Here is a 22650-nt window from a genome sequence, read left to right as displayed (position 1 = left end):
CGTGATGGCCCACAGCTGTGTACGGCTCGGCGGCGCGGTTGCCCCGCAGGCGGGCGAGAGTACGCGCCCGGATCTTCCGGGGGCGCGGGGACCTGCGCGATCAGCCACAACCTGCCCGCACCCGCGACACGACCCGCGGCCCCGAGCTGTCAGGCGCCCACGCTCAGCCCGCGGCCATCCGTACCGGCTCGATGCCGGACAACAACGTCGTCAGCGCGGCGTCGACCGTGGGGCCCAGGTACCAGTCACCGGTGTGGTCGAGGGCGTAGGCGCGGCCCTCGGTGTCGATGGCGAGGAGGGACCGGGTGTCCGTCTCGTGGCCGAGGGGGCAGACCTCGGTGTCCAGGGCGCGGCCGAGGTCGCCGAGGGTGCGGGCCATGTGGAGGCCGTGCAGGGGGTCGAGATGGAGGCCGACGGGGGCCAGGCGGCGGCCGGGGCCCTGGGCGGTGAGGCGGAGGCCGCCGAATTCCGCCCATGCCTCGACCGCCGCCGGGAAGACCGCGTGGCGGTGGCCGGCGGGGGAGGCGTGGTCGCGCAGGGTGTCGGCCCAGATCTCCGCCTGCTTTATGTCCCAGCGGCCGGGCTGCCAGCCGGCGGCGCGCAGGGCGACGTCCACGGGGACGGAGAAGCGGGTGGTGGAGGTGCGGTCGGTGTGCATCTGCCCTTCGTTCGTCGTGGGTTGGGACATCGGCGGGGACGCGTTCACAGGTGCACGCGTATACGCGTACGTGAACGGGCCGTGCGTCGCTCAGTGGGCTCACCGGGCCTACCGGGTTCAGTGGGCTCGGCGTCGCTCAGCCGGCTGCGCGTCCTGCCGTCTTGCCGTGGTGCGGGATGGAAGACGTGCTGCGGTGCCGTCAGGGTTCCTGCGTCGGGTCGACGACGCGTACGCCGAAGTGGGCGCTGAGCGCCGTGCAGGAGCGGCAGGGGGTGGCGAAGGCGCCGTGCAGGGGGTCGCCGTCCTCGCGGATGTGGCGGGTGGTGAGCTTGGCCTGTTTGAGGGCCTTGCGGGCCTCGCCGTTGGTCATGGGCTTGCGGAGGGCACGTCTGCTGCGGGCGGCGTCGGCGGCGGTGATGTGCCGGGAGATGAGGATGGCCTCGGCGCAGCGGCCGGTGAAACGGTCGCGCTGGGCGGTCGCGAGGGAGTCGAGGAATTCCTGGACCAGGGGGTGCAGGGGCGGGGCCTGGTCGCCTCTGGCGGCGGTGCCGGTGAGGGTTTCGCCGCGTACGGACAGGGCGGCGGCGACGGTGGGCAGAATGCCGTCGCGGCGATGGAGGAGGGCCGGTGCGTGGGGCTGTTCCGTGGTGCTCCAGCCGATGCGGGGATCACCCGAGGTGTTCGCCTGAGTCCCGTTCATGATCGTCGTCCCCTCCTGTTACATCCCCCGTCAGCGGACACAGAGTGCCAAACGCCGTGGCCGGTGCGGAAGCTGGGGCTGTGCGACACGCCCGGGCTTCGGCGCACGGTGAGGGTGGTGTGACGGCTGGTCACGGAAGCGGAGGCCCGGTGACCGGTGTCGTCGTACCGCATAGGCTGTCGATGACCGCGACCCGTACGGGGACCTTACGAGGACCGTGCGGGAGAGCGGTCGAGGGCAGTCGGAGCGGGCCGGGAACGGGCCGTCCAGCCGGCTGTCCGGCCGGTCGTTCCGCCAGTTCGACCAGTTCAGCCAGTTCCGCCAAGACAGCCACACAGAGAACGCCGCAGGGGGCTACCGCCATGACGACAGGTCGGCTCGGGCAGCAAGCCGCGCCGCCGAACGCGGCCTACGCCGGGCAGGTCGTGCAGTTTCCGGACCCGGTCCGGGCCGCGCGTCATCCGAGGGGCGTACGTGTCGACGCGCACGGCTACCCGGACTTCTCGCCCTACGCGCGTGCCGCGGCGGAGATCGCGGATCCCCCGGAGGGGTTCGGCGTCGATGAGCTGCGGTTGACGGACTACGTGTCCGCGAACGCGGCGCTGGCGGCCTCCGGGCACGACCTGTGGGACACGATCCCGGCGGTGGCGACGCCGCACGGGTGGACGTGGCACCACGTCGTGGGGAGCCGGCGGCTGGAGCTGGTGCCGGTCGAGGTGAAGGCGTTGCTGCGGCACCACGGCGGTATCGCGACGGCTCGGGTGGAGCAGCACAAGCGGGGCACGCGGCCGTTGCAGGAGACGCGGCCGGCGCACTTCGGGCTGCCGAAGACCTCCGCGGTGGCGGTGACCGAGTCGCAGGTGCTGGGTGTCGAGGAGGACCTCGGGTACCGGCTGCCGGGGGCGTACCGCTCGTTCCTCAAGGCCGCGGGCGGCTGTGCTCCGGTCGGGGCGGCGCTGGACGCGGAGTTGGGGCTGCTGGTCGACCAGCCGTTCTTCACGGTGCGTGACGAGGCCGCGGTCAATGACCTGGTGTATGTGAACAAGTGCCTGCGGGACCACCTGACCAAGGACTATCTGGGGGTGGCGTTCGTACAGGGCGGGCTGCTCGCGGTGAAGGTGAAGGGCGACCGGATCGGTTCGGTGTGGTTCTGCGCGTACGACGACGCCCGTGACGTCGATCCCTCGTGGGCCCCGGCGGATCGGGTGGAGCGGCTGCTGATGCCGTGCGGCGAGGACTTCGACGTGTTCCTGTCCCGGCTGGCGGGCAATCCGCCGGAGTTGGAGACGGTGGCGAACCTGATGGTGGACGGTGGCTTCGCGCGTGCCGTGCCGGTCGCGTCGGCGTCCTCGGCGTCCTCGGTGGGGGAGTGAGTTTTCGATGGTGACGTTCGCACAGGCGCAGCAGCGCGCCGAGGAGTGGATCAACGGGGACGTGCCCGGCTACCAGCACCGTGAGGTGCGGGTGCGGGAGTTCGAGCTCGGGTTCGTGGTGTGGGCCGAGGACCGGGCCGAGGGCCCGCGCTCCGACGGTGGCGCACAGCGGCTGGTCATCGCGCGGGACAGCGGGGAGGCCACGCTGTGGCCGTCGCTGCCGGTGGGCGAGGTGATCCGGCTGTTCGAGGAGGAGTACGGCCGCAGCGACGCGGTCCCGGCGCCCGCGCCGGCGCCTCCGGCGCGGGTGGATCTGAACCAGACGTCGTTCCTGCTGACTCCGCCGGAGTGGCTGCAGGAGGCGGCGGACAAGCTGGGGATCCCGGATCACCGGACGGGGGCGGCGGACGACGCCGGGGACTCCGTCGGCGCCGATGGGGCGGCCCGGGGCGATGGGGCGGCCGGGGGCGGTGGTTCGCTGTCCGAGACGATGCCCGGGCCGGTGACCACGCCCGAGACGCTGGCGGGGCCGGGGGTGCCCGAGACGCTGCCGGGCCCGGTGGTCGCGGACGCGGCTCCCGTGCCTTCGGCGAGCCCCGGCGCCACGCCCGCCGATGCCACGCCGTGGCCGGCGGCGGCGTCGGTGGAGGACGAGGTGCGGGACGCGGTGCCGCTGCCGAGGGACGCCGAGCCGCATGACGCGGTGCCGGCCGGGGCGACCCCCTGGGCCGGGACGGACACCAACGCGGACGCCGAGGACGACCGTTCGGTGGCGTTGCCGCAGACCGTGTTCGCGCCGCCGCTGACGGATGTGGACGACGTCGAGGACGGCACGCCGTCCTCCGGTGTGCTGCCGGACGACAGGACCGCGCTGATGTCCGGCGGCAGCCAGCTGCCGCGGACGGCGGTGTCCCCGGCGGTGGGCGGTGCCGGTCCGAACCTCGGTGTGTCCGGCGGGCCGGCGGGCCCGGGTACGCCGCCTCCGGGTGTTCCGACGGGACCCGGCGGGGCGTCGTACGGGTATCCGCAGGGGCCGGGCGGTCCTGGTACGCCGCCTCCCGGTGTTCCGGGCGGTCCCGGTGGTCCGGTTGCGCCTTCGTACGGCTATCCGCAGGGTTCCGACACGCCCGCGCCGGGGCGTCCGTTGCCGCCCCACGCGGGTGACATCGCCGACGCCGCGACGAGCAAGGCGAGTCCGCCGCCGCGCCGGGGTGGCCGGGGCGCGGGTCCGGGTACGCCGCCGCCTCCGGCTCCGCCGGGCACCCCGGGGACGCCGGGCGCGCGGCCGGGTGCGACGCCGCCGCCCGCGCCGGGTGTGCCCGGGGGCTCGTACGCGCCGACGCAGTTGGTGTCGCAGCTGGGGCCGGACGGGCCCGAGAGCCTGGGCGGTCCTGGGGCGCCGGGCCGGCCCGGGGTTCCTGGCCAGCCGGGGGTGCCTGGCGCTCCGGGTCAGCCGGGGGTGCCGAATCCGCCCGGTGGCACGCCCGCCGGTGGCATGCACCACGCGGCGACGATGCTGGCGGGGCCGGCGATCGGCGGTCCCGGTGCGCCGCAGCCGCCCGGGCCTCCTGGGGCTCCGGGGCAGCCCGGTGTGCCCGGTGCTCCCGGTCAGCCCGGCGTCCCGCACCCGCCCGGCGGTACGCCCGCCGGTGGCGTCCACCACGCGGCGACCATGCTGGCCGGGCCCGCGATCGGTGGTCCGGGGGCTCCGCAGCCGCCGGGCGCGCCCGGGATTCCCGGTGCTCCGGGGCAGCCGGGTGTGCCCGGTGGTCCCGCGCCCGTGCACCACGCCGAGACGATGCTGGCCGGGCCTCCGCTGGGCGGTCCCGGCGGTGGCCCCGTCGGCGGTCCTGGAATGCCGCCGGGTGCGCCCGGTCACCCCGGCCAGCCTGGTCATCCCGTTCATCCGGGCCACCCGGGTCAGCCGATGGGCGGTCCGGTCGGGCCGGGTGGTCCGGGTGCGCCCGCGTACGGCTATCCGCAGCAGCCCGGCGGTCAGCCGACCGTCGGACCCGGCTACCAGGCCGTCCTGCGCTTCCGGGCGCCCGACGGCTCCGAGCAGCAGGTGATCCGGCGGTCCGCGCCGGGCACGCCGCACCCGGAATGGCAGATCTTCCACGAGCTGCGCGGGATGAACATCCCGCCGGAGGCGGTCCTCGAACTCCACACGGAGCTGGAGTCCTGCGAGCTGCCGGGCGCGTACTGCGCGCGGATGATCCGCGAGCAGTGGCCGAACGCCCGCATCACGTCCATCGCCCCGTACGGCAAGGACCATGCGAGCCGACAGCAGGGCATGGCCCAACTCCTCGCCCACCAGGGTGAGTTGCACCAGGTCGCGGACGGTCCGGCGCGGCCCGCCCCGGTGCGGGCGCCGTTGCCGCCGGTGCAGCCGACGCCGCCGATCCCGCCGGAGGGGATCGCGCAGGAGCTGGCGGCGGCGTTCGGGCCGGGTGTGTTCCGGTTCGACCAGCAGGCGGTGTCGCGGCAGGGGGTCCCGCCGATCGTGGCGCACACCCTGGTGGTGGCCGGACTGCCGGTGGACATGGGCCCGTTCTTCTGGGCGCAGGCCCAGCCGGGCCGTCCCGTACCGACGCTGGCCGAGCTCGCGGCCGAGCGCGGGGTGCAGCCGGCGGCCGACGCGGGCTCGTACCTCGTCATGGGCAGCGACTTCGGCAAGGCGCTCTGTGTGCAGTACGGCACGGCGAACATCGTGGCGGTGCCGGTGGAGGCGGGGCCGGGCGGCGCGCCCGTACCGCCGCAGTTCGTGAACACCGGTCTGCCGGAGTTCGCGCGCTGCCTGGCGCTGCTCGGCCGGATGTGGCGGCTGCGGTTCGGCCTGAACCAGGAGCAGGCGGGCCGCTGGACCGTCGACTTCCAGGCCCAGCTCGCCGCCCTCGACCCGGCGGCCCTCGCCTCGCCGGAGAGCTGGTGGTCGGTGCTGCTGGAGCAGATGTGGGACGGCTTGCTGTGACCCGTCGCGGCTGAACACACACGAAAGAGGGCCGGGCCCGGTCGTACGACCGGGCCCGGCCCTTCGCGTTCCCCGGAACCAGCACGCCGTGACCCTTGCCCGGAGTGTCGCGTTATGAACACTTCCACCCGATACCTCAAGATATGCGCGAAATCATCATTTCGTGTGCGTCCGGCGGAGAGGGTCCCAGCATGAACAGCGCACCGACGACGCCCCACGATCAGGACCGCGGCTACGGCTACGACATCGTCCGGCGTGGCTACCGTCCGGACCGGGTCGACGCGTACACGGCGGCTCTCTCCGAGGACCGTGACGCGGCGTGGGAGCGGGCCGCCCGGCTGACCGTGCTGGCCAGGGACATGGAGGCGGAACTGGCCGAACTGCGGGAGCGGGTCGCGCGGCTGGCCCCGCAGACGTACGAGACACTCGGCGCGCGGGCGCGCGAGCTGTTCGAGCTGGGCGTCGAGGAGGCCGAGGCCGTGCGCGAGGGCGGCCGCCTGGAGGCCCGGCGGATCGTCGAGGACGCCGAGACGGCCGGACAGCACGTGCGGGAGGCCGCGCAGGCGTACGCCGACGAGGTGCGCGAGGAGGCCGACGAACGGGCCCGGCAGCGGCTGCTGGCCGCCCGGGCCGAGGCCGACGAGGTACGGATCGGAGCGCGGCGCGAGGTGAAGGAGGGCCGGGGCGAGGCGCTGGCCGCACTGCGGGAGGTACGGCAGCGGACCGAGGGGATGCTCGCCGAGCAGGCCAAGGAGTACGCCGAACGGTGGGAAGGCATCGAGCGGGAGGCCGCCGAGCGGGCGGCGGTGTCCGACGCCGAACACGCCGAGCGGGTCGCCCGCGCGGAGGCGGCGGTGGCGGAGGCCGAACAGGCCCTTGTCGACGCCGAGCACGCCGCCGTCCTGGTCCAGAGCGAGGCGGAGGCACGGGCCGCCGAACTCCTCGCGCAGGCGCGCCTCCGCGAGGAGCGTGTCGCCCGGGACACCGAACGCGTCCTGCGCGAACACGTGGAGCGGGAGGAGGGCGTACGGGCACAGATGGACTACGTCCGCGACAGCCTCTCGACACTGACCGACTAGGGCCGCCCCTCCCGGGTCGCCTCGGCCGGACCGGCGCCGCGGAGCTGATACGCCACCCCCGGCTGCCCCATCACCGTCACATCCCCCACCAGGGTGAACCCGTTGCGCTCCAGCACGGTCCTGGACGCGGTGTTGTCGACCGTCGTCACCGCCGTGAGGGACGTGAGCCCGTATCGTTCGGCCGCCACTCGCCACACCATCCCCACCGCGGCCGTGGCGACCCCCTTGCCCGCCGCCCGTTCGCCCACCCGGTAGCCGAGTTCCGCCGAGCCGTCGGGGGTCACATCGACGAGGTTGACGCGGGCGATCAGCTCGCCCTTGTCATCGAGGACGACGTGGAAGTGGCAGGCGCCGGTCTCCTGTTCGTCGAGCAGGGCCTGGTGGCGGGCGGCGAAATCCGTGAAGTACGCGTCACCGCGGTCCGAGATCGAGCGGGCGAAGTATGCGCGGTTCTCCGTCTCGAAGGCCAACAAGGCGTCCGCGTGGTCGGGGGTCAGGCGCTCCAGCTTCAGCATGCCCGGAACAATACGTACGGCTCAGTCCCTCAGCACCGGGAATTTGCGCGGGGCCAGGAGCAGCAGGACGACGAACGCCACCGCCGCCGCGCACGCCGCGCCGAGGTACACCGCGTGCACCGCGTCCGCCACCGCCCGGCGTACCGGCTCGACCACCGGGCCCGCGTCCAGCGCGCGGGTCACCGAGTCGAGGTCGCCTGCGCCGCCCAGTCGCGCGGCGAGCACGCCGTTGGCCACCGCGCCGAAGACCGCCGCGCCCACCGTCTGGCCGGTCTGGCGGCAGAAGAGGATGGACGCCGTGGCCGTGCCGCGTTCCGACCACTCCACCGTCGACTGGACGCCGATGATGAGGGGGAGTTGGAAGAGGCCCAGTGCGCCGCCGAGGAGCAGCATCAGCACCGTCGGCTGCCAGGCCGCGCCCGGGTAGGGGAGGAACGGGAACGCCAGCAGGGTCAGTGACGCCGCGAACGCGCCCAGCATCGCCGTGTTGCGGAAGCCGATCCTGCGGTACACGTGCTGGCTGAGCGCCGCCGACACCGGCCAGCTCAGGGTCCAGACGGAGAGGACGAAGCCCGCCGTGATCGGGTCCAGGTCGAGCACTGACTGGGCGTAGGTCGGCAGGAAGACCGTGGGGGCGATCATCAGCAGGCCCAGTGCCGCCAGCGCCAGGTTCACCGCCGCGATCGTGCGGCGGCGCCACACCCAGCCCGGCATGATCGGTTCGGCGGCCCGGCGTTCGACCAGGACCACCACCGCGATCAGTACGACTCCCGTGCCCAGCAGGGCGATCGAGGGCCAGGAGAACCAGGGCCAGGCCACCCCGCCCTGCACCAGGGCCGTGAGCAGCACACCCCCGCAGGCGAACACGGCCAGCGCGCCCGCCCAGTCGACACGGGGCCGGGGGGCGACCGACTCCCGCTGCGGCTCGTGCAGATGGCGGACCAGCAGCCATACCGCCACCGCGCCGACGGGGAGGTTGACGAGGAAGATCCAGCGCCAGTCCGCGTACGCGGCCAACAGGCCTCCCACCGCCGGGCCGGCGACCGCCGACACCGCCCACACCGTGGACAGCTTCGACTGGATCTTCGGGCGTTCCTCCAGGGGGTAGAGGTCGGCGGCCAGCGTCTGGACCGTGCCCTGCAACGCCCCGCCGCCCAGGCCCTGCACGATCCGGAAGGCGATCAGCGCGGCCATGTTCCAGGCCAGGGCGCACAGCAGCGAGCCCAGCAGGAAGAGGGCCGCGCCCGCGATCAGCACCGGCTTGCGGCCGAAGGTGTCCGACAGCTTGCCGTAGACGGGGAGCGTGACCGTCACGGCCAGCAGATAGCCCGAGAACAGCCAGGAGAAGATCGAGAATCCGCCGAGGTCGGCGACGATCTGCGGTACGGCGGTCGACACGATCGTGGAGTCCAGCGCGGCCAGGCCCATGGCCAGCATCAGGGCGGCCACGACCGCTCCTCGCCGGTCGGTTCCGGTGCGCCGTCCCCCCGAGTCGTCCGTGTCGTCCGTGCCGCGTATCGCGGGTCGCGCGTCGCCCACCGGATTCCTTCCCCTTGCATCTATCTGCCGCCGACCACTCTCCCACTTGTGCCTCACGCCACGGCAGGGTGCAGCCTGGGTGCGCCGGAGGGAGGACCTGGACCCCGAGGCCCACTGCATCCTTCGGTGTAGATCCCCTAGGGGTACCTCCGTACTGCGGCCCGGGGTGGGTTCGTACCGCTGGAGGAGGAGAAAGGGGCGGCTCGCTTCCTAATCTGGCTCTACGCCGCTGGGGAGCGGGCGGAGGGCGAAAGGGGAGCACTTCGCCCGGCGGTCGGGACGTACGGGGGTCGTACGGACCGCAGTACCAGGGGTGGGGTTTTCCCCAGGAGAAGACGGGGTCGCGCACCAGCGCGCCACACCGCCCTCCGCCACCAGACTCATCGAAGCAGCACATCCTGCGACTCATCCACTGACCGACATAGGAGACTTACCGTGACATCGGCTGTGACCATCACCAGGCACGGGGGCACTGGAGGGCGTACGGCCGTTGCCGCGCGGGCGCGACAGGTCGTGAAGGCGTACGGGTCGGGGGAGACCCGCGTCGTCGCCCTGGACCACGTCGACGTGGACATCGCGCGGGGCCGGTTCACCGCGATCATGGGGCCCTCGGGGTCCGGCAAGTCCACGTTGATGCACTGCCTCGCCGGGCTCGACACCGTGACGGGTGGGCAGATATACCTCGACGAGACCGAGATCACCGGGCTGAAGGACAAGAAGCTCACCCAGCTGCGCCGGGACCGGATCGGGTTCATCTTCCAGGCGTTCAACCTGCTGCCGACGCTGAACGCGCTGGAGAACATCACGCTTCCCATGGACATCGCGGGGCGGAAGCCGGACAGGGAGTGGCTGGGGCGGGTCGTCGACACCGTCGGGCTGTCCGACCGGCTGAGGCACCGGCCCACGCAGCTCTCCGGCGGTCAGCAGCAGCGGGTCGCCGTGGCGCGTGCCCTGGCCGCCCGGCCCGAGATCATCTTCGGTGACGAGCCGACCGGAAACCTGGACTCCCGTGCGGGCGCAGAGGTGTTGGGCTTCCTGCGACGGTCCGTCGACGAGCTCGGCCAGACCATCGTCATGGTCACCCACGACCCCGTGGCCGCCTCGTACGCGGACCGGGTGCTGTACCTCGCCGACGGCCGGATCGTCGACGAGATGTACAAGCCGACCGCCGACGCCGTCCTCGACCGGATGAAGGACTTCGACGCCCGGGGGCGTACGTCATGACCGTCATGAAGACCTCGATGCGCAACTTCTTCGCGCACAAGGGGCGGATGGCCCTCTCGGCCGTGGCCGTCCTGCTGTCGGTGGCGTTCGTGAGCGGCACGCTCGTCTTCACGGACACCATGGGCACGACGTTCGACAAGCTCTTCTCCGCCACCGCCTCCGATGTGACGGTCTCCGCCGACACGGGCAAGGAGGACGACGAGGTCTCGCGGACGGGGCGGCCCGAGTCGCTGCCCGCCTCACTCGTCGAGTCCGTCGCGAAGACGGACGGGGCCAAGTCGGCCGAGGGCGCGGTCAGTTCGATGGACGTGACCGTCGTCGACAGCGAGAACGAGAACATGGGGTCCACGACCGGCGCCCCGACCATCGCGGGCAACTGGACGAAGAACGACCTGCGTTCGATGGAGATCACCTCCGGGCACGCGCCGCGCGGCCCGACCGAGGTGATGGTCGACGCGGACACCGCCGACAAGCACGGGCTGAAGCTCGGCGACGAGCTGCGCACCATCGCCGGCTCCGGTGACATCAAGGCCCGGATCGTCGGCATCGCCTCCTTCAAGGTGACCAACCCCGGTGCCGCCGTCGTCTTCTTCGACACGGCCACCGCGCAAGCCGGACTGCTGGGCGCCACCGGCCGGTTCACCCAGATCAACGTGACGGGCGCCGAGGGCGTCAGCGACACGCAGCTCAAGAAGAACGTCGTCGCCGCACTGGACGACAGCAAGGCGTACCAGGTCCGTACGCAGCAGGAGACCGCGGACGCCAACCGCAGCGACGTCGACGAGTTCATGAACGTCATCCGCTACGGCATGCTCGGCTTCGCCGGGATCGCGTTCCTCGTCGGCATCTTCCTCATCATCAACACCTTCTCCATGCTGGTCGCCCAGCGCACCCGCGAGATCGGCCTGATGCGGGCGATCGGCTCCTCCCGGGGCCAGGTCAACCGGTCGGTCCTCGTCGAGGCGACCCTGCTGGGCGTCGTCGGCTCGGTCCTCGGTGTCGGTGCGGGCGTCGGCCTCGCCGTCGGGCTGATGAAGCTGATGTCGGCCGCCGGGATGGAACTGAACACCCGTGATCTGACCGTCGCCTGGACCACCCCGACGATCGGCCTGCTGCTCGGCGTCGTCGTCACCGTCCTCGCCGCCTATGTGCCCGCCCGCCGCGCCGGCAAGGTCTCCCCGATGGCCGCGCTGCGCGACGCCGGCACCCCCGGCGACCGCAAGGCCGGTCTCGTACGGGGCCTCATCGGCCTCACCCTCACCGGCGCCGGAGGCTTCGCGCTCTACCTGACGGCCACCGCCGACAAGGCGCGCGAGGGCGCGCTGATGCTGGGCGCGGGCATCGTCCTCACGCTCATCGGCTTCGTCATCATCGGCCCGCTGCTCGCGGGCGGGGTCGTCCGGGTGCTGAGCGCGGTACTGCTGCGGGCCTTCGGCTCCGTCGGGCGGATGGCCGAGCGCAACGCGCTGCGCAACCCGCGCCGTACGGGCGCCACGGGCGCGGCCCTGATGATCGGCCTGGCCCTGGTCGCCTGCCTCTCCGTGGTCGGCTCCTCCATGGTGGCCTCGGCCACCGACGAACTGGACAAGTCCGTCGGCGCCGACTACATCGTCACCGCCGGTGACGGCGGCAAGCCCCTCAACCCGGCGGCCGTCAAGGCCGTGGAGGACGTGCCGGGCCTCGGCCACGTCACCCGGCTGAAGGAGATGCCGGCCACCGTGTCCGCGCCCGACGGCACGGACCAGAAGGGCCAGCTGCTCGCGGCCGAGCGCAGCTACACCGAGGACCTGCGCCGCGAGACCCTCTCCGGCGACCTCTCGGCCGCTTACGGCGACAACGCGATGTCCGTCGGCTCCGAGTTCGCGAAGAAGGCCGGCGTCAAGGTCGGCGACACGTTGTCGGTCGCCTTCGAGGGGGGCCGTACGGCGAAGCTGCGGCTCGCCGCGATCACCGACGACGACACCGGGCTCGACCAGGGCGCGATGTACACCAGCATCACCACCGCCGAGCGGTACGTCCCGGCCGACAAGCTGCCCCTGGACACCGCGCTCCTCGCCACCGCCAAGGACGGCGGCGACCAGGACCGCACGTATGAGGCGCTCAAGGCCGCCGTGGCCGACGACCCCACGGTCAAGGTCATGGACCAGACCGACTACAAGCAGGCCCTGAAGGACCAGATCGGCCAGCTGCTCTACATGGTCTACGGCCTGCTCGCCCTGGCGATCATCGTCGCGGTCCTCGGTGTGGTGAACACCCTGGCCCTGTCGGTGGTCGAGCGCACCCGGGAGATCGGCCTGATGCGGGCCATCGGCCTCTCCCGCCGCCAGCTGCGCCGCATGATCCGGCTGGAGTCGGTCGTGATCGCCCTGTTCGGCGCGCTGCTCGGGCTCGGCCTGGGGATGGGCTGGGGCGCCACCGCCCAGCAGCTCCTCGCCCTGGAGGGCCTGAAGATCCTGGAGATCCCGTGGCCGACCATCCTCACGGTGTTCGTCGGCTCGGCCTTCGTGGGCCTGTTCGCCGCGCTGGTCCCGGCGTTCCGGGCGGGCCGGATGAACGTGCTCAACGCGATCGCCACGGATTAGTGGAGGAAACGGGGGAGTGGTCGGGGAAACCCGAACGGCGGGGCGTGGGGGGTGCATCCCACGCCCCGCCGTCGTTCACCGTGCCGCCGCCGGGCTCGAGCGGCGGCACGGGAGGTCTTGCCCTTTGAGCCAGGATGAGCCAGGACTGTTAGTCGATGGCGCGGACAGCCCCGTAGTACTTCTTCGCTGTGGACAGGCAGGCCGCCTTCGCCTTCTTCCGCTGGGTCGGTGTCATCGTGTCGGCCCAGAACTTCCGGCCGCAGACGCGGTTCATGTCACCGAGGAACGCCTGGTCGATCCGGAGTTTGTGGTCCCGCTTGAACACGGCCTTGCCCGCGATCGTCTTGTAGTTGCGGTAACCGAAGTCATGCCGGTGACACGGGAACGAGAAGTCGTACCCACCCGGGATCTTCTCCGGCGCCTTGGTGCAGTAGTTGGTGTTCCAGTTGAATCCGTACTGCTTGATCGCCGGCTTGTTCTGCCGGTGCTGCCCGAGCGCCGTGAACCAGTTGTTCTGGGAGCCTGCCGAGTTCCCCGTGAGGGTCTTCAACTTTGCGAGCTTCTGCGCTTTGGTGACGGTGGCTGCCTGGGGTACGGATTCGGCGGCCTGTGCGGAAACCGCTCCGCCGGTGATGAGGAGAACGGCCGAAAGAGTGGCACCGGGAATGGTCGTACGCAACGTTCTCAAGTTGCTGTCCTTTTCGGTCCGGGTGCTGAAGGTTTCCTGCTGGATACCTGTTGGGTGTCGGCAACGCTGGCACGCCCGGGTCCCGGCGGGCAATTGGCCTTTTGGGCAGTGCGGTCCTTTCATAGCAGCTCTGCTATATGTGCCCCGTGATATGTGCGATCGGAGAGCGGACCCGGATGGACAGGCGGCGGTGCTGCTTGAGACAGAACTGATACACGCCCGCATCGGAACCGGTAGAACCGGTACCGGACTGGACTGGAACTCACGTCCGAACGGGGTCAGGCTGGACGACGGCTCACAGGAGGGGCTGGTGGTGCTCTCGAGCCGGAAGCCCACCTGTGAGCAGACCTGCAAGCCGACCTGGAAACCGATCCGAAGATCGACCTGGAAAAGATCTAGAAAGAAATCTTGGGCACAACTCAACATCCTGGAGTGATGGTGGGCCGTTATCCACGGGGGACGAGCCGGGAGCATCCGGGTGACAGAACACTTCGCAGAGAACCATCGAGAGAACCATCGAGGGAACCGTCGAGGGAGCCGTTGGAGGAATCCCTGGGGAGGGCCGTGCGGACCCGCCGCACGGAGATCGGAATGACGCAGACGCGTCTCGCCGAACTCTCCGGGATGACGCAGGCGGCGATATCCAGACTGGAGCACGGGAAGTGCATGCCGACATTTCCGTTACTGGAACGCATCGCCTCGGCGTTCGGCTCCCCGCTGCTCGTCTCCATCGAACCCGGACGCGGTGTAACGGCTTCGTTCGGAGGTATGGGCGAATCGGAGGAGAGGACGATGGGCGGTATGGGAGGCCCCGGAGAAAGGGGTATGAGAGGACCATTGCAAGGGGGCGTGCCCGGCCCGCGCGAAAGGGGAATGACCGTCCCTCAGCAGGGGCGCATGGTCTCCCGGCCGCTGTACGGCTGGAACCCTACGCGCTGAGTTCGGCGCACGACCGCATAACGGGTGGAACCCGCAGAAAGAAACCCGCAAAACCGGTAGAACCCGCAGAAGGAAGCAAAAAAGTCAGTACCTGTAACACCAGGTAATACCCGAAGTAACCGCAACATCCCGCGCAGACCGGCGAGCCCTGGCGTCTCCCATAACTTCGCACCCGCGTACCACCGCCCAGTCATCCCCTGATCGGCGGCGTGCAGCGTCAAGAGGTGCGGTCATGGTCCCCAAGACGACGCCGAGGCCCGGTCCGCAAGACCCCGGGTCCGATCAAGGACCCGGGGTCCCAGGGCCCCGTGCCCCCCTTCCGACCCTCGCCCGTAAGGCGCGATGTCAGTGTCGAGTCGTAGGCTGGGCACCCCCGGCCCGTGAGACGTGTCGGGTGGTTCGCGTTGCCCTCTCTCCGGGATGGAAGCCCTTCATGAGCCTGCACGGTCTGCTCGACGTCGTCGTCAAGGACGCGGCCCTCGCGGAAGCGATCAGGGCGGCCGCCGACGGCAACCGCACCCACGTCGACCTGGTCGGCCCCCCGGCGGCCCGCCCCTTCGCGGTGGCGGCGCTGGCCCGGGACGCGGGCAGACCCGTACTCGCCGTGACGGCGACCGGCCGCGAGGCCGAGGACCTGGCGGCCGCCCTCAGATCCCTCCTCCCGCCGGACGGCGTCGTGGAGTACCCGGCCTGGGAGACCCTCCCGCACGAGCGGCTCAGCCCGCGCAGCGACACCGTCGGCCGCCGTCTCGCCGTGCTGCGCCGCCTCACCCACCCGAGCCCCGACGACCCCGAGACCGGCCCGGTCTCCGTGGTCGTCGCGCCCGTACGATCCGTCCTTCAGCCCCAGGTCAAGGGCCTCGGCGAGCTGGAGCCGGTGGCCCTGCGGGCCGGGCGGACCGCCGACCTGAACGAGGTCGTGGAAGCGCTGGCGGCAGCGGCGTACTCCCGGGTCGAGCTGGTCGAGAAGCGCGGTGAGTTCGCCGTACGCGGCGGCATCCTGGATGTCTTCCCGCCCACCGAGGAACACCCCCTAAGGGTGGAGTTCTGGGGCGACGACGTCGAGGAGATCCGCTACTTCAAGGTCGCCGACCAGCGCTCCCTCGAAGTCGCCGAGCACGGGCTGTGGGCCCCGCCCTGCCGTGAACTTCTGTTGACGGAAGACGTCCGTACACGCGCGCGTGCCCTCGCCGAACGCCACCCCGAGCTGGGCGAACTGCTCGGGAAGATCGCCGAGGGCATCGCCGTCGAGGGCATGGAGTCGCTGGCTCCGGTCCTCGTCGACGACATGGAGCTGCTCGTCGACGTACTCCCGAAGGGCGCCATGGCCGTCGTGTGCGACCCGGAGCGGGTGCGCACGCGAGCGGCGGATCTGGTGGCCACCTCGCAGGAGTTCCTCCAGGCCTCATGGGCGGCCACGGCCGGTGGCGGCGAGGCGCCCATCGACGTCGGCGCGGCCTCGCTGTGGTCCATCGCGGACGTCCGGAACCGGGCCCGTGAGCTGGACATGATGTGGTGGTCGGTCTCGCCGTTCGCGGCCGACGAGGAGCTGGACGCGGACACCCTCAAGCTCGGCATGCACGCGCCCGAGACATATCGCGGGGACACCGCCAAGGCGCTGGCGGACACCAAGGGGTGGCTGGCCGGCGGCTGGCGCACGGTGTTCGTGACCGAGGCGCACGGCCCTGCCGCCCGTACGGTCGAGGTGCTCGGCAGCGAGGGCATCGCGGCCCGCCTGGAGGCCGACCTCGCGGAGATCTCCCCGTCGGTCGTGCACGTGGCGTGCGGTTCGATCGACTACGGCTTCGTGGACCCGGCGCTCCAGCTGGCCGTTCTGACCGAGACCGACCTCTCCGGGCAGAAGGCGGCCGGCAAGGACGGCGCCCGGATGCCGGCCCGCCGCCGCAAGACCATCGACCCGCTCACCCTCGAACCCGGCGACTACATCGTCCACGAACAGCACGGCGTCGGCCGCTACATCGAGATGGTCCAGCGGACCGTCCAGGGCGCTACCCGCGAGTACCTGGTCGTCGAGTACGCCCCCGCCAAGCGCGGCCAGCCCGGAGACCGTCTCTACATCCCCACCGACCAGCTGGAACAGATCACCAAGTACGTCGGTGGCGAGGCCCCGACCCTGCACCGCCTGGGCGGCGCCGACTGGACGAAGACCAAGGCGCGGGCGAAGAAGGCCGTCAAGGAGATCGCCGCCGACCTGATCAAGCTGTACAGCGCGCGGATGGCGGCCCCCGGACACGCGTTCGGCACGGACACCCCCTGGCAGCGCGAGCTGGAGGACGCCTTCCCGTACGCGGAGACGCCCGACCAGCTGACGACGATCGCCGAGGTCAAGGAAGACATGGAGAAGACGGTTCCGATGGACCGTCTGATCTGCGGCGACGTGGGTTACGGCAAGACGGAGATCGCGGTCCGTGCCGCCTTCAAGGCGGTCCAGGACGGCAAGCAGGTGGCGGTCCTCGTGCCGACGACGCTGCTGGTGCAGCAGCACTTCGGCACGTTCAGCGAGCGGTACTCGCAGTTCCCGGTGAACGTCCGCGCCCTGTCCCGCTTCCAGACCGACACCGAGGCCAAGGGCACGCTGGAGGGTCTGCGCGAGGGCGCGGTCGACATCGTCATCGGCACGCACCGCCTGTTCTCCTCCGAGACCAAGTTCAAGGACCTCGGCCTGGTCATCGTCGACGAGGAGCAGCGCTTCGGCGTCGAACACAAGGAGCAGCTGAAGAAGCTGCGCGCGAACGTGGACGTCCTGACGATGTCCGCGACCCCGATCCCGCGCACGCTGGAGATGGCGGTCACGGGCATCCGCGAGATGTCGACGATCACGACACCCCCGGAGGAGCGCCACCCGGTCCTGACCTTCGTCGGCCCCTACGAGGAGAAGCAGATCGGCGCGGCCGTCCGCCGCGAACTGCTGCGCGAGGGCCAGGTCTTCTACATCCACAACAGGGTGGAGTCGATCGACCGGGCGGCGGCCCGGCTGCGCGAGATCATCCCCGAGGCGCGGATCGCGACGGCCCACGGCCAGATGTCCGAGCAGGCGCTGGAGCAGGTCGTCGTCGACTTCTGGGAGAAGAAGTTCGACGTGCTCGTCTCGACGACGATCGTGGAGTCGGGCATCGACATCTCCAACGCCAACACGCTGATCGTCGAGCGCGGCGACACCTTCGGGCTGTCGCAGTTGCACCAGCTGAGGGGGCGTGTGGGGCGTGGCCGGGAGCGCGGCTACGCCTACTTCCTCTACCCGCCGGAGAAGCCCCTGACGGAGACCGCGCACGAGCGCCTCGCGACCATCGCCCAGCACACGGAGATGGGCGCGGGCATGTACGTGGCGATGAAGGACCTGGAGATCCGCGGCGCGGGCAATCTGCTGGGCGGCGAACAGTCCGGCCACATCGCGGGTGTCGGCTTCGACCTGTACGTCCGCATGGTCGGCGAGGCCGTCGCGGACTACCGGCGGCAGCTGGAGACCGGCGAGATCGAGGAGGAGCCGCCGCTCGACGTCAAGATCGAACTGCCGGTCGACGCGCACGTCCCGCACGACTACGCGCCCGGTGAGCGGCTGCGGTTGCAGGCGTACCGCGCGATCGCCTCCATCAACAACGAGGCTGACGTCGCCGCCGTGCGCGAAGAACTCGTCGACCGCTACGGCAAGCTGCCCGAGCCGGTGGAGAACCTGCTGCTGGTGGCGGGCCTGCGGATGCTCGCGCGGGCCTGCGGGGTCGGCGAGATCGTCCTTCAGGGCACCAATATCCGCTTCGCGCCGGTGGAGTTGCGCGAGTCGCAGGAGCTGCGCCTGAAGCGGCTGTATCCGGGGACGGTCATCAAGCCGGCGGCGCACCAGGTGCTGGTACCGCGCCCGAAGACGGCGAAGGTGGGCGGAAAGCCGCTGGTCGGGCGGGAGCTGCTGGGGTGGACCGGGGAGTTCCTGGCTTCGATTCTGGGGTCGTAGGACGAGCGGGGGCGCGCGGGCGGGGTGCGGAAGCGCTCGGGCTCGCGCGCCGGGGGTGGTGATGGCCTCTGCCGGGGAGGGCTTCGCGGGCCTGGGGCGATGGGCCTTTGCGCCGGGGGAGCCCGGCGTCGGGATCACCGGGCCGGGAACAGCAGTTCCGTAGCCGTGCGGAAGACGTCCTCCGGCTCCTGGTCGCCGACCACCGCGTCCAGATTGTGGCTGAGCAGCAGCGTGGCGAAGCCGTGGGAGAGGGCCCAGGCGGCGATGCCGGCCAGCCGGGGGTCGGCATCGCCGCCGAACTCCGGTCGCGCGGTGGTGACGGCGGTCCGCAACTGTTCGCTCGACAGGGCGCGGGCGGTGGTGAGTTCGAGATCGTCCGCCCGCAGCAGCTCCGGGCGGAACATCACCTGGAAGTGTGCGGGATGCTCGCGCGCGAAGCGCACGTAGCGCACGCCCGTGTCCCGCAGGTCCTCGGCCTCCGCCAGCGCGGCCGCCAGCAGGCCGTGCCCCTCCGCCGCGATCGCGGTGAGCAGACCCGTGCGGTCCTTGAAGTGATGGGCGGGCGCCGCGTGCGAGACGCCCGCGCGCCGGGCCAGATCGCGCAGGCTGAGCGCGGACGGCCCGTCGGCGGCGATCACGTCGAGCGCGGCACTGAGGATCGCGCGGCGCAGGTCGCCATGGTGGTAGGGGCGTTCGGCCGTGGTGCTTCGAGGCATGGCCACAGCGTACGCCCAATCTAGTCATTGACAAGTTCGGGCGGCTCGGGCAATCTAGTCAATGTCAAGTTCTGGCTGGTGTCAGACGGCTGGGTAGCGACTACGGCAAGGGGGATGTGCCATGTCCGAGAACGTCACCGAGGGCGGTGCGGGCGTACGGGAAGTGCGGGTGGCGGAGGGCGCGCAAGGCGTGCAAGACGCGCAAGGCGAAGGCGCGGGTGAGTCGGGCGGGCCGGTTGACGCCGTGGCGCCGGGTGAGGTGCGCCGGATGTGGCATCTGCTGGAGCCGCTGCACGCCGTTCTCTACTACGCGCCGGAGGCCTTCGAGGAGGCGGCCGCGCTCGGATACGGGACGAAGGAGCGCTGGCCGAGCTACTTCCCCTTCCGCGCGGCGCCGTTGGGGGCGGTGGGCGCCGAGCGCGTGGCATCCGCCTTCTACAGCTTCAGTCCCCGCATGGTCGCCGAACACATCGAGCCGGCCTGGCGGACGTCGAGCCCGGCGGCCGTGCTGGGGGCGCGGGACCGCGCGATCGACCGGGCCTACCGATCGATACTGGGCGACCGCGTTGACAGCCCCGAGCTGGCCGAGGCCGCCGCCCTCGCCCGCCGCGCCGCCGAGGCGGCGAACACCGCCGGCCGCCCTCTCGCCGCCGCCAACGCCGAGTTGCCCTGGCCGCAGCCCGCGCACCTCCAGCTCTGGCGGGCGGCCACGATCCTGCGCGAGCATCGCGGCGACGGTCACCTCGCGGCCCTGCTGATCGCGGGCCTCGACCCTGCCGAATCCCTTGTCTCCTTCGCCGCGATAGGCGCCGCCTCCGTGGAGCGTTTCGAGAGCCGTGGGTGGAGCGGTGCGGAATGGAGGGCCGCGCGCGAGCGCCTGGCCGCCCGGGGCTTGGTGGACTCGGCCGGTACGGCCACGGACGCGGGCCGGAGCCTGCGCCGACAGGTCGAGCGGCACACCGACCAACTGGCCGCCGCACCCTGGCAGTTGCTCGGCCCGGACGACACGGCCCGCCTCGCGGATCTGCTGGGCGAGTTCTGGGTCGCCGTGATCGGCTCGGGCCTGCTGCCGTCGGAGACGACGCTGGGAATCGGAAAGGTGTGAGGGAAGCGGGGAAGCGGGAGAGGGGGCGGGAGGGAGCGGCGAAGCCGCCCGCAGGGGTGCCGAGCCTCACGGACGGCCTCGGTGTCACGGTGGTTCGCGGTGGTTCGCGGTGATGGTGGGTGCGGTCGTTCAGCTGAAGTGCGTCAGGGGCCGTTTCATCGCGTGACGTGCTTCGTGTGAAGTGTTCCTCGTGCTTGCCGCCGGTCTTCTCGTCGCTTCGCTCTCCAGGCCGTCGGACACGCTCTTGGCCCTGCTCCGGGCCTGATGCCTGAAGCGGTCGAAGATGCCCATGCGGAACTCCTTCCGGAGGGGAGTCGCCACCGACGAGACGCCCGGCGTGCACCACTTGCCTGCTGGGTGGTGTTATGGCCGAACGGCGTGGTCGCTACGGTGTTGCGCAGGCCGGAAAGGCCCGGCGTCGCAGGCAGAAGACCGGCGCTGACGGGAACAGAGCCAAGGGAGGGGTGTCGCGTGGTGCGTCGACACAGGGGTGGGATCGCGGTCGTCGCCCTCGTACTGGTCGCGGTCAGTGGCTGCGAGCTGGACACGGACGGGTCCGCAGGGCCACAGGACACGGCCGGAGCGGGCGGTGCCGCGCTCGCCGCCGTGGACTCGCTGACCGTCAAGGGCCGGGCGCCCAAGACCGGATACGACCGCGACAAGTTCGGCAGCCCCTGGGCCGACACGGACTCCAACCGGTGCGACACCCGCGACGACATACTCAAACGCGATCTGGAGGACGTGAAGTTCCGGGGCGGGGACTGCACGGTGGCCTCCGGAACCCTCGACCCCGACCCGTACACCGGCAAGGACGTCACCTTCCAACGCGGCCGCAGCCAGGTCGACATAGACCACATCGTGGCCCTGTCCGACGCCTGGCAGAAGGGTGCCCAGAAATGGGACCCCAGCAAGCGCATAGCCCTGGCCAACGACCCGCTCAACCTTCTCGCGGTCGACGCGGGCACCAATCGGGGCAAGGGCGACGGCGACACGGCGACCTGGCTCCCGCCCAACAAGGGGTACCGCTGCACCTATGTGGCCGCCCAGGTCGCCGTGAAGAAGAAGTACGGCCTGTGGGTCACCAAGGCGGAGCAGTCCGCGATGAAACGCGTCCTGTCCGCCTGCCCCGACCAGAACCTCCCCGCGGGCGGCAACCCGACCAAGGCACCGGAGAGGTTCCACGCGGACTGAGGGGGCGGAGGCCCCGAAGGGCTCAGGGCCTGTCCCGCCAGTGCCCTCGGTAGGGGGGCCTGTCCCGCCAGTGTGCTCGGTCCTCGGCTCCGCTCGTCAGCTCAACTCCTTGTCCAGGTCGAGCACGTCCCCCTTGGGAGCCTCGGCCGGGACCGGCTTCTCGTAGTCGGTGAAGGTGATGTCGCCGGGCTCGTCGGCGGACTTGCTGACGACACGCAGCAGGTACGGCTTGCCCTCGGTGGCGACGTACAGGGTGTAACGGTCCTTGCCGTCGCGCTCGGTGAGGGTGATCGCGGAAGTGCCGTCGACGGTGGTGGTCTTGCCGCGCTCGGCGTCGGAGTTCGTGTCCTCGACGTCGGAGAGGACGGTGTCGAGGTCGCAGAAGCTCGCGATGTCCTTGGAGTCCTCGGCGGTCGCGGACGTCTTGGTCCACTTGCCGGCGAGCATGTCGACGACCATGTCGGTCTCCTCCTTGGAGGAGTCCTTGGACTGGGCGCGCAGGAACGCCTCGTCGTACTTCATGTAGATGGTGTCGCCACTCTTGATCAGCTCGGCCTTGCCCTGGCCGCCGATGCTCATCGTGCCGGCGCAGTCGCCCTTCTTGTTCATGGCCATGTCGATCTCGACCTTGCCGCCGGCGCTGTCGTCCTGGATCTCGCCCTTCATACGGAGCGAGGTGGCGTTCGAGGTGGCCTTCACGGCCTTGTCGGCGATCTCGCCGCCGCTGAGTCCGGCGAACGGGCCCTTCGGCTTGTCGTCCCCGCCGGGCAGGCAGCCGGTGAGCGTGACGGTGGCCGCGGCGGCGATGCAGAGAGCGGCGAGAGCGGTGCGACGCATGGGAGTTCCCCCCTGGGATCCGGTGAATTGAGCGGTGTCGTCGTGCGGGTGAGCGGTGAGCGGTGAGCGGTGAGCGGTGCGCGGGCCGGTGGCGGTGGCGGTGGACGCGCTTGTGGGCGCGGTGTGCCGTGGCGCCGGGCCGGGCGCTCGGGTGTCAGTAGGTGCGGGTGTCGAGCGCTTCGCCGGCGGAGTCGTAGACCGTGACGCGGCCTCGCTCGTCGTGCTTCCACTCGGCGAAGGCGGCGGCGATCAGCCGGGCCGGGCGGGTACCACCGCCCGGTGGGCCGCCGGTGAAGTCGGTGTGGACGTCGGCGGCATCGCTGCCGCCGGTGAGCAGCGCGGGTCTGTGAACCTCGGTGACATGGGAGACGGCGGCTCGCTGAGCCGAGCTGCCATGGCTGTTCACAAACGCCTTGAACTGGTCGGCGGAGCCGGGGCCGTACCCGGCGGTGCCGCTCCCGGCGTTCGCCGAGACCACGCCGATGACGAGAAGACCGACCGCTGTGTTGACTGCGAGCTGGGCTTTCATCCCCATGACCGGCCTCCTCCCTTGGCGTGCGACTGAC

General features: G+C 71.3%; 17 protein-coding genes. 9 read left to right on the top strand and 8 right to left on the bottom strand.

All coding sequences use genetic code 11. The features are described 5' to 3' along the window. Nucleotides 1-163 precede the first annotated feature (163 nt). On the bottom strand, nt 164-658 hold the full coding sequence (locus SGFS_RS24795) for an SUKH-3 domain-containing protein (protein WP_286253543.1): 495 nt from the start codon (nt 656-658) through the stop codon (nt 164-166). A 199-nt stretch (nt 659-857) separates the two neighbouring features. Continuing rightward, complete coding sequence (locus SGFS_RS24790) at nt 858-1358, bottom strand: YwqJ-related putative deaminase (protein ID WP_286253540.1); 501 nt, start codon at nt 1356-1358, stop codon at nt 858-860. Between the two features lie 362 nt (nt 1359-1720). On the opposite strand from SGFS_RS24790, the gene SGFS_RS24785 reads away from it, so the two are divergent. The 3 genes from SGFS_RS24785 to SGFS_RS24775 all read left to right on the top strand — a co-directional run bounded on the left by SGFS_RS24785 (nt 1721) and on the right by SGFS_RS24775 (nt 6781). Beyond that, complete coding sequence (locus SGFS_RS24785; protein WP_286253539.1) at nt 1721-2731, top strand: SMI1/KNR4 family protein; 1011 nt, start codon at nt 1721-1723, stop codon at nt 2729-2731. Nucleotides 2732-2738: 7 nt separating this feature from the next. Continuing rightward, complete coding sequence (locus SGFS_RS24780; protein ID WP_286253537.1) at nt 2739-5702, top strand: SUKH-4 family immunity protein; 2964 nt, start codon at nt 2739-2741, stop codon at nt 5700-5702. Nucleotides 5703-5893: 191 nt separating this feature from the next. Then, the gene (locus tag SGFS_RS24775) at nt 5894-6781 is read left to right on the top strand and encodes a coiled-coil domain-containing protein (protein ID WP_286253536.1); all 888 of its coding nucleotides are present in this window, start codon (nt 5894-5896) and stop codon (nt 6779-6781) included. Here SGFS_RS24775 and SGFS_RS24770 read toward each other — a convergent pair. Both SGFS_RS24770 and SGFS_RS24765 read right to left on the bottom strand, forming a co-directional pair. Continuing rightward, nucleotides 6778-7296: a GNAT family N-acetyltransferase gene (locus SGFS_RS24770; RefSeq protein ID WP_286253535.1), complete on the bottom strand. Its 519-nt coding sequence runs from the start codon at nt 7294-7296 to the stop codon at nt 6778-6780. The two genes, SGFS_RS24775 and SGFS_RS24770, sit on opposite strands and share 4 nt — an antisense overlap. A 21-nt stretch (nt 7297-7317) precedes the next feature. Beyond that, nucleotides 7318-8835, bottom strand: a complete 1518-nt coding sequence (locus SGFS_RS24765; RefSeq protein WP_434028048.1) for an MFS transporter — start codon at nt 8833-8835, stop codon at nt 7318-7320. A 435-nt stretch (nt 8836-9270) separates the two neighbouring features. Between SGFS_RS24765 and SGFS_RS24760 the strand changes: the two genes are divergently transcribed. Together SGFS_RS24760 and SGFS_RS24755 are read left to right on the top strand one after the other, a co-directional pair. Beyond that, nucleotides 9271-10059 (top strand): ABC transporter ATP-binding protein, encoded by a 789-nt coding sequence (locus SGFS_RS24760; protein WP_286253534.1) that lies wholly within the window; start codon nt 9271-9273, stop codon nt 10057-10059. Next, nucleotides 10056-12641, top strand: a complete 2586-nt coding sequence (locus tag SGFS_RS24755) for an ABC transporter permease (RefSeq protein ID WP_286253533.1) — start codon at nt 10056-10058, stop codon at nt 12639-12641. The genes SGFS_RS24760 and SGFS_RS24755 overlap by 4 nt, the downstream gene beginning before the upstream one ends. A gap of 148 nt (nt 12642-12789) precedes the next feature. Here the strand turns inward: SGFS_RS24755 and SGFS_RS24750 are convergent, their stop codons facing one another. After that, nucleotides 12790-13329, bottom strand: coding sequence for a phospholipase A2 (locus SGFS_RS24750; RefSeq protein WP_286253532.1), 540 nt, complete (start codon nt 13327-13329; stop codon nt 12790-12792). A gap of 435 nt (nt 13330-13764) precedes the next feature. Here SGFS_RS24750 and SGFS_RS24745 point away from each other — a divergent pair, with 435 nt between their 5' ends. Next, on the top strand, nt 13765-14268 hold the full coding sequence (locus SGFS_RS24745; protein ID WP_286253531.1) for a helix-turn-helix domain-containing protein: 504 nt from the start codon (nt 13765-13767) through the stop codon (nt 14266-14268). Nucleotides 14269-14701: 433 nt separating this feature from the next. Continuing rightward, nucleotides 14702-18235: a transcription-repair coupling factor gene (mfd, locus tag SGFS_RS24740; RefSeq protein WP_286253530.1), complete on the top strand. Its 3534-nt coding sequence runs from the start codon at nt 14702-14704 to the stop codon at nt 18233-18235. Nucleotides 18236-18369: 134 nt separating this feature from the next. On the opposite strand, the gene SGFS_RS24735 is transcribed toward mfd, so the two are convergent. Then, nucleotides 18370-18951 (bottom strand): TetR/AcrR family transcriptional regulator, encoded by a 582-nt coding sequence (locus SGFS_RS24735; RefSeq protein ID WP_286253529.1) that lies wholly within the window; start codon nt 18949-18951, stop codon nt 18370-18372. A 268-nt stretch (nt 18952-19219) separates the two neighbouring features. Between SGFS_RS24735 and SGFS_RS24730 the strand changes: the two genes are divergently transcribed. Together SGFS_RS24730 and SGFS_RS24725 are read left to right on the top strand one after the other, a co-directional pair. Further along, a complete protein-coding gene (locus SGFS_RS24730; protein ID WP_286260047.1) occupies nt 19220-20056 on the top strand; it encodes an SCO6745 family protein in 837 nt (278 codons plus the stop codon). Between the two features lie 474 nt (nt 20057-20530). Further along, entirely contained in the window at nt 20531-21247 is a 717-nt protein-coding gene (locus tag SGFS_RS24725; protein WP_286260045.1) for an HNH endonuclease family protein, read from the top strand. Between the two features lie 96 nt (nt 21248-21343). Here the strand turns inward: SGFS_RS24725 and SGFS_RS24720 are convergent, their stop codons facing one another. Next, nucleotides 21344-22084, bottom strand: a complete 741-nt coding sequence (locus SGFS_RS24720; RefSeq protein WP_286253528.1) for a hypothetical protein — start codon at nt 22082-22084, stop codon at nt 21344-21346. Nucleotides 22085-22238: 154 nt separating this feature from the next. Continuing rightward, the gene (locus SGFS_RS24715; RefSeq protein ID WP_286253527.1) at nt 22239-22619 is read right to left on the bottom strand and encodes a hypothetical protein; all 381 of its coding nucleotides are present in this window, start codon (nt 22617-22619) and stop codon (nt 22239-22241) included. Nucleotides 22620-22650 lie beyond the last annotated feature (31 nt).

The organism is Streptomyces graminofaciens, from assembly GCF_030294945.1.
In the GTDB taxonomy this organism is placed as follows: Bacteria; Actinomycetota; Actinomycetes; order Streptomycetales; family Streptomycetaceae; genus Streptomyces; species Streptomyces graminofaciens.
Note: the sequence above shows the minus strand (reverse complement) of the source record. Positions and strands in the feature narration are given on the sequence as shown.

Coding starts and splice junctions, on each gene's coding strand:
- SGFS_RS24715 (WP_286253527.1), bottom strand. CDS start 22,619: ATGGGGATGAAAGCCCAGCTCGCAGTCAACACAGCGGTCGGTCTTCTC.
- SGFS_RS24730 (WP_286260047.1), top strand. CDS start 19,220: ATGTGGCATCTGCTGGAGCCGCTGCACGCCGTTCTCTACTACGCGCCG.
- mfd (WP_286253530.1), top strand. CDS start 14,702: ATGAGCCTGCACGGTCTGCTCGACGTCGTCGTCAAGGACGCGGCCCTC.
- SGFS_RS24770 (WP_286253535.1), bottom strand. CDS start 7,296: ATGCTGAAGCTGGAGCGCCTGACCCCCGACCACGCGGACGCCTTGTTG.
- SGFS_RS24745 (WP_286253531.1), top strand. CDS start 13,765: ATGGTGGGCCGTTATCCACGGGGGACGAGCCGGGAGCATCCGGGTGAC.
- SGFS_RS24790 (WP_286253540.1), bottom strand. CDS start 1,358: ATGAACGGGACTCAGGCGAACACCTCGGGTGATCCCCGCATCGGCTGG.
- SGFS_RS24785 (WP_286253539.1), top strand. CDS start 1,721: ATGACGACAGGTCGGCTCGGGCAGCAAGCCGCGCCGCCGAACGCGGCC.
- SGFS_RS24720 (WP_286253528.1), bottom strand. CDS start 22,084: ATGCGTCGCACCGCTCTCGCCGCTCTCTGCATCGCCGCCGCGGCCACC.
- SGFS_RS24735 (WP_286253529.1), bottom strand. CDS start 18,951: ATGCCTCGAAGCACCACGGCCGAACGCCCCTACCACCATGGCGACCTG.
- SGFS_RS24780 (WP_286253537.1), top strand. CDS start 2,739: ATGGTGACGTTCGCACAGGCGCAGCAGCGCGCCGAGGAGTGGATCAAC.
- SGFS_RS24755 (WP_286253533.1), top strand. CDS start 10,056: ATGACCGTCATGAAGACCTCGATGCGCAACTTCTTCGCGCACAAGGGG.
- SGFS_RS24775 (WP_286253536.1), top strand. CDS start 5,894: ATGAACAGCGCACCGACGACGCCCCACGATCAGGACCGCGGCTACGGC.
- SGFS_RS24795 (WP_286253543.1), bottom strand. CDS start 658: ATGCACACCGACCGCACCTCCACCACCCGCTTCTCCGTCCCCGTGGAC.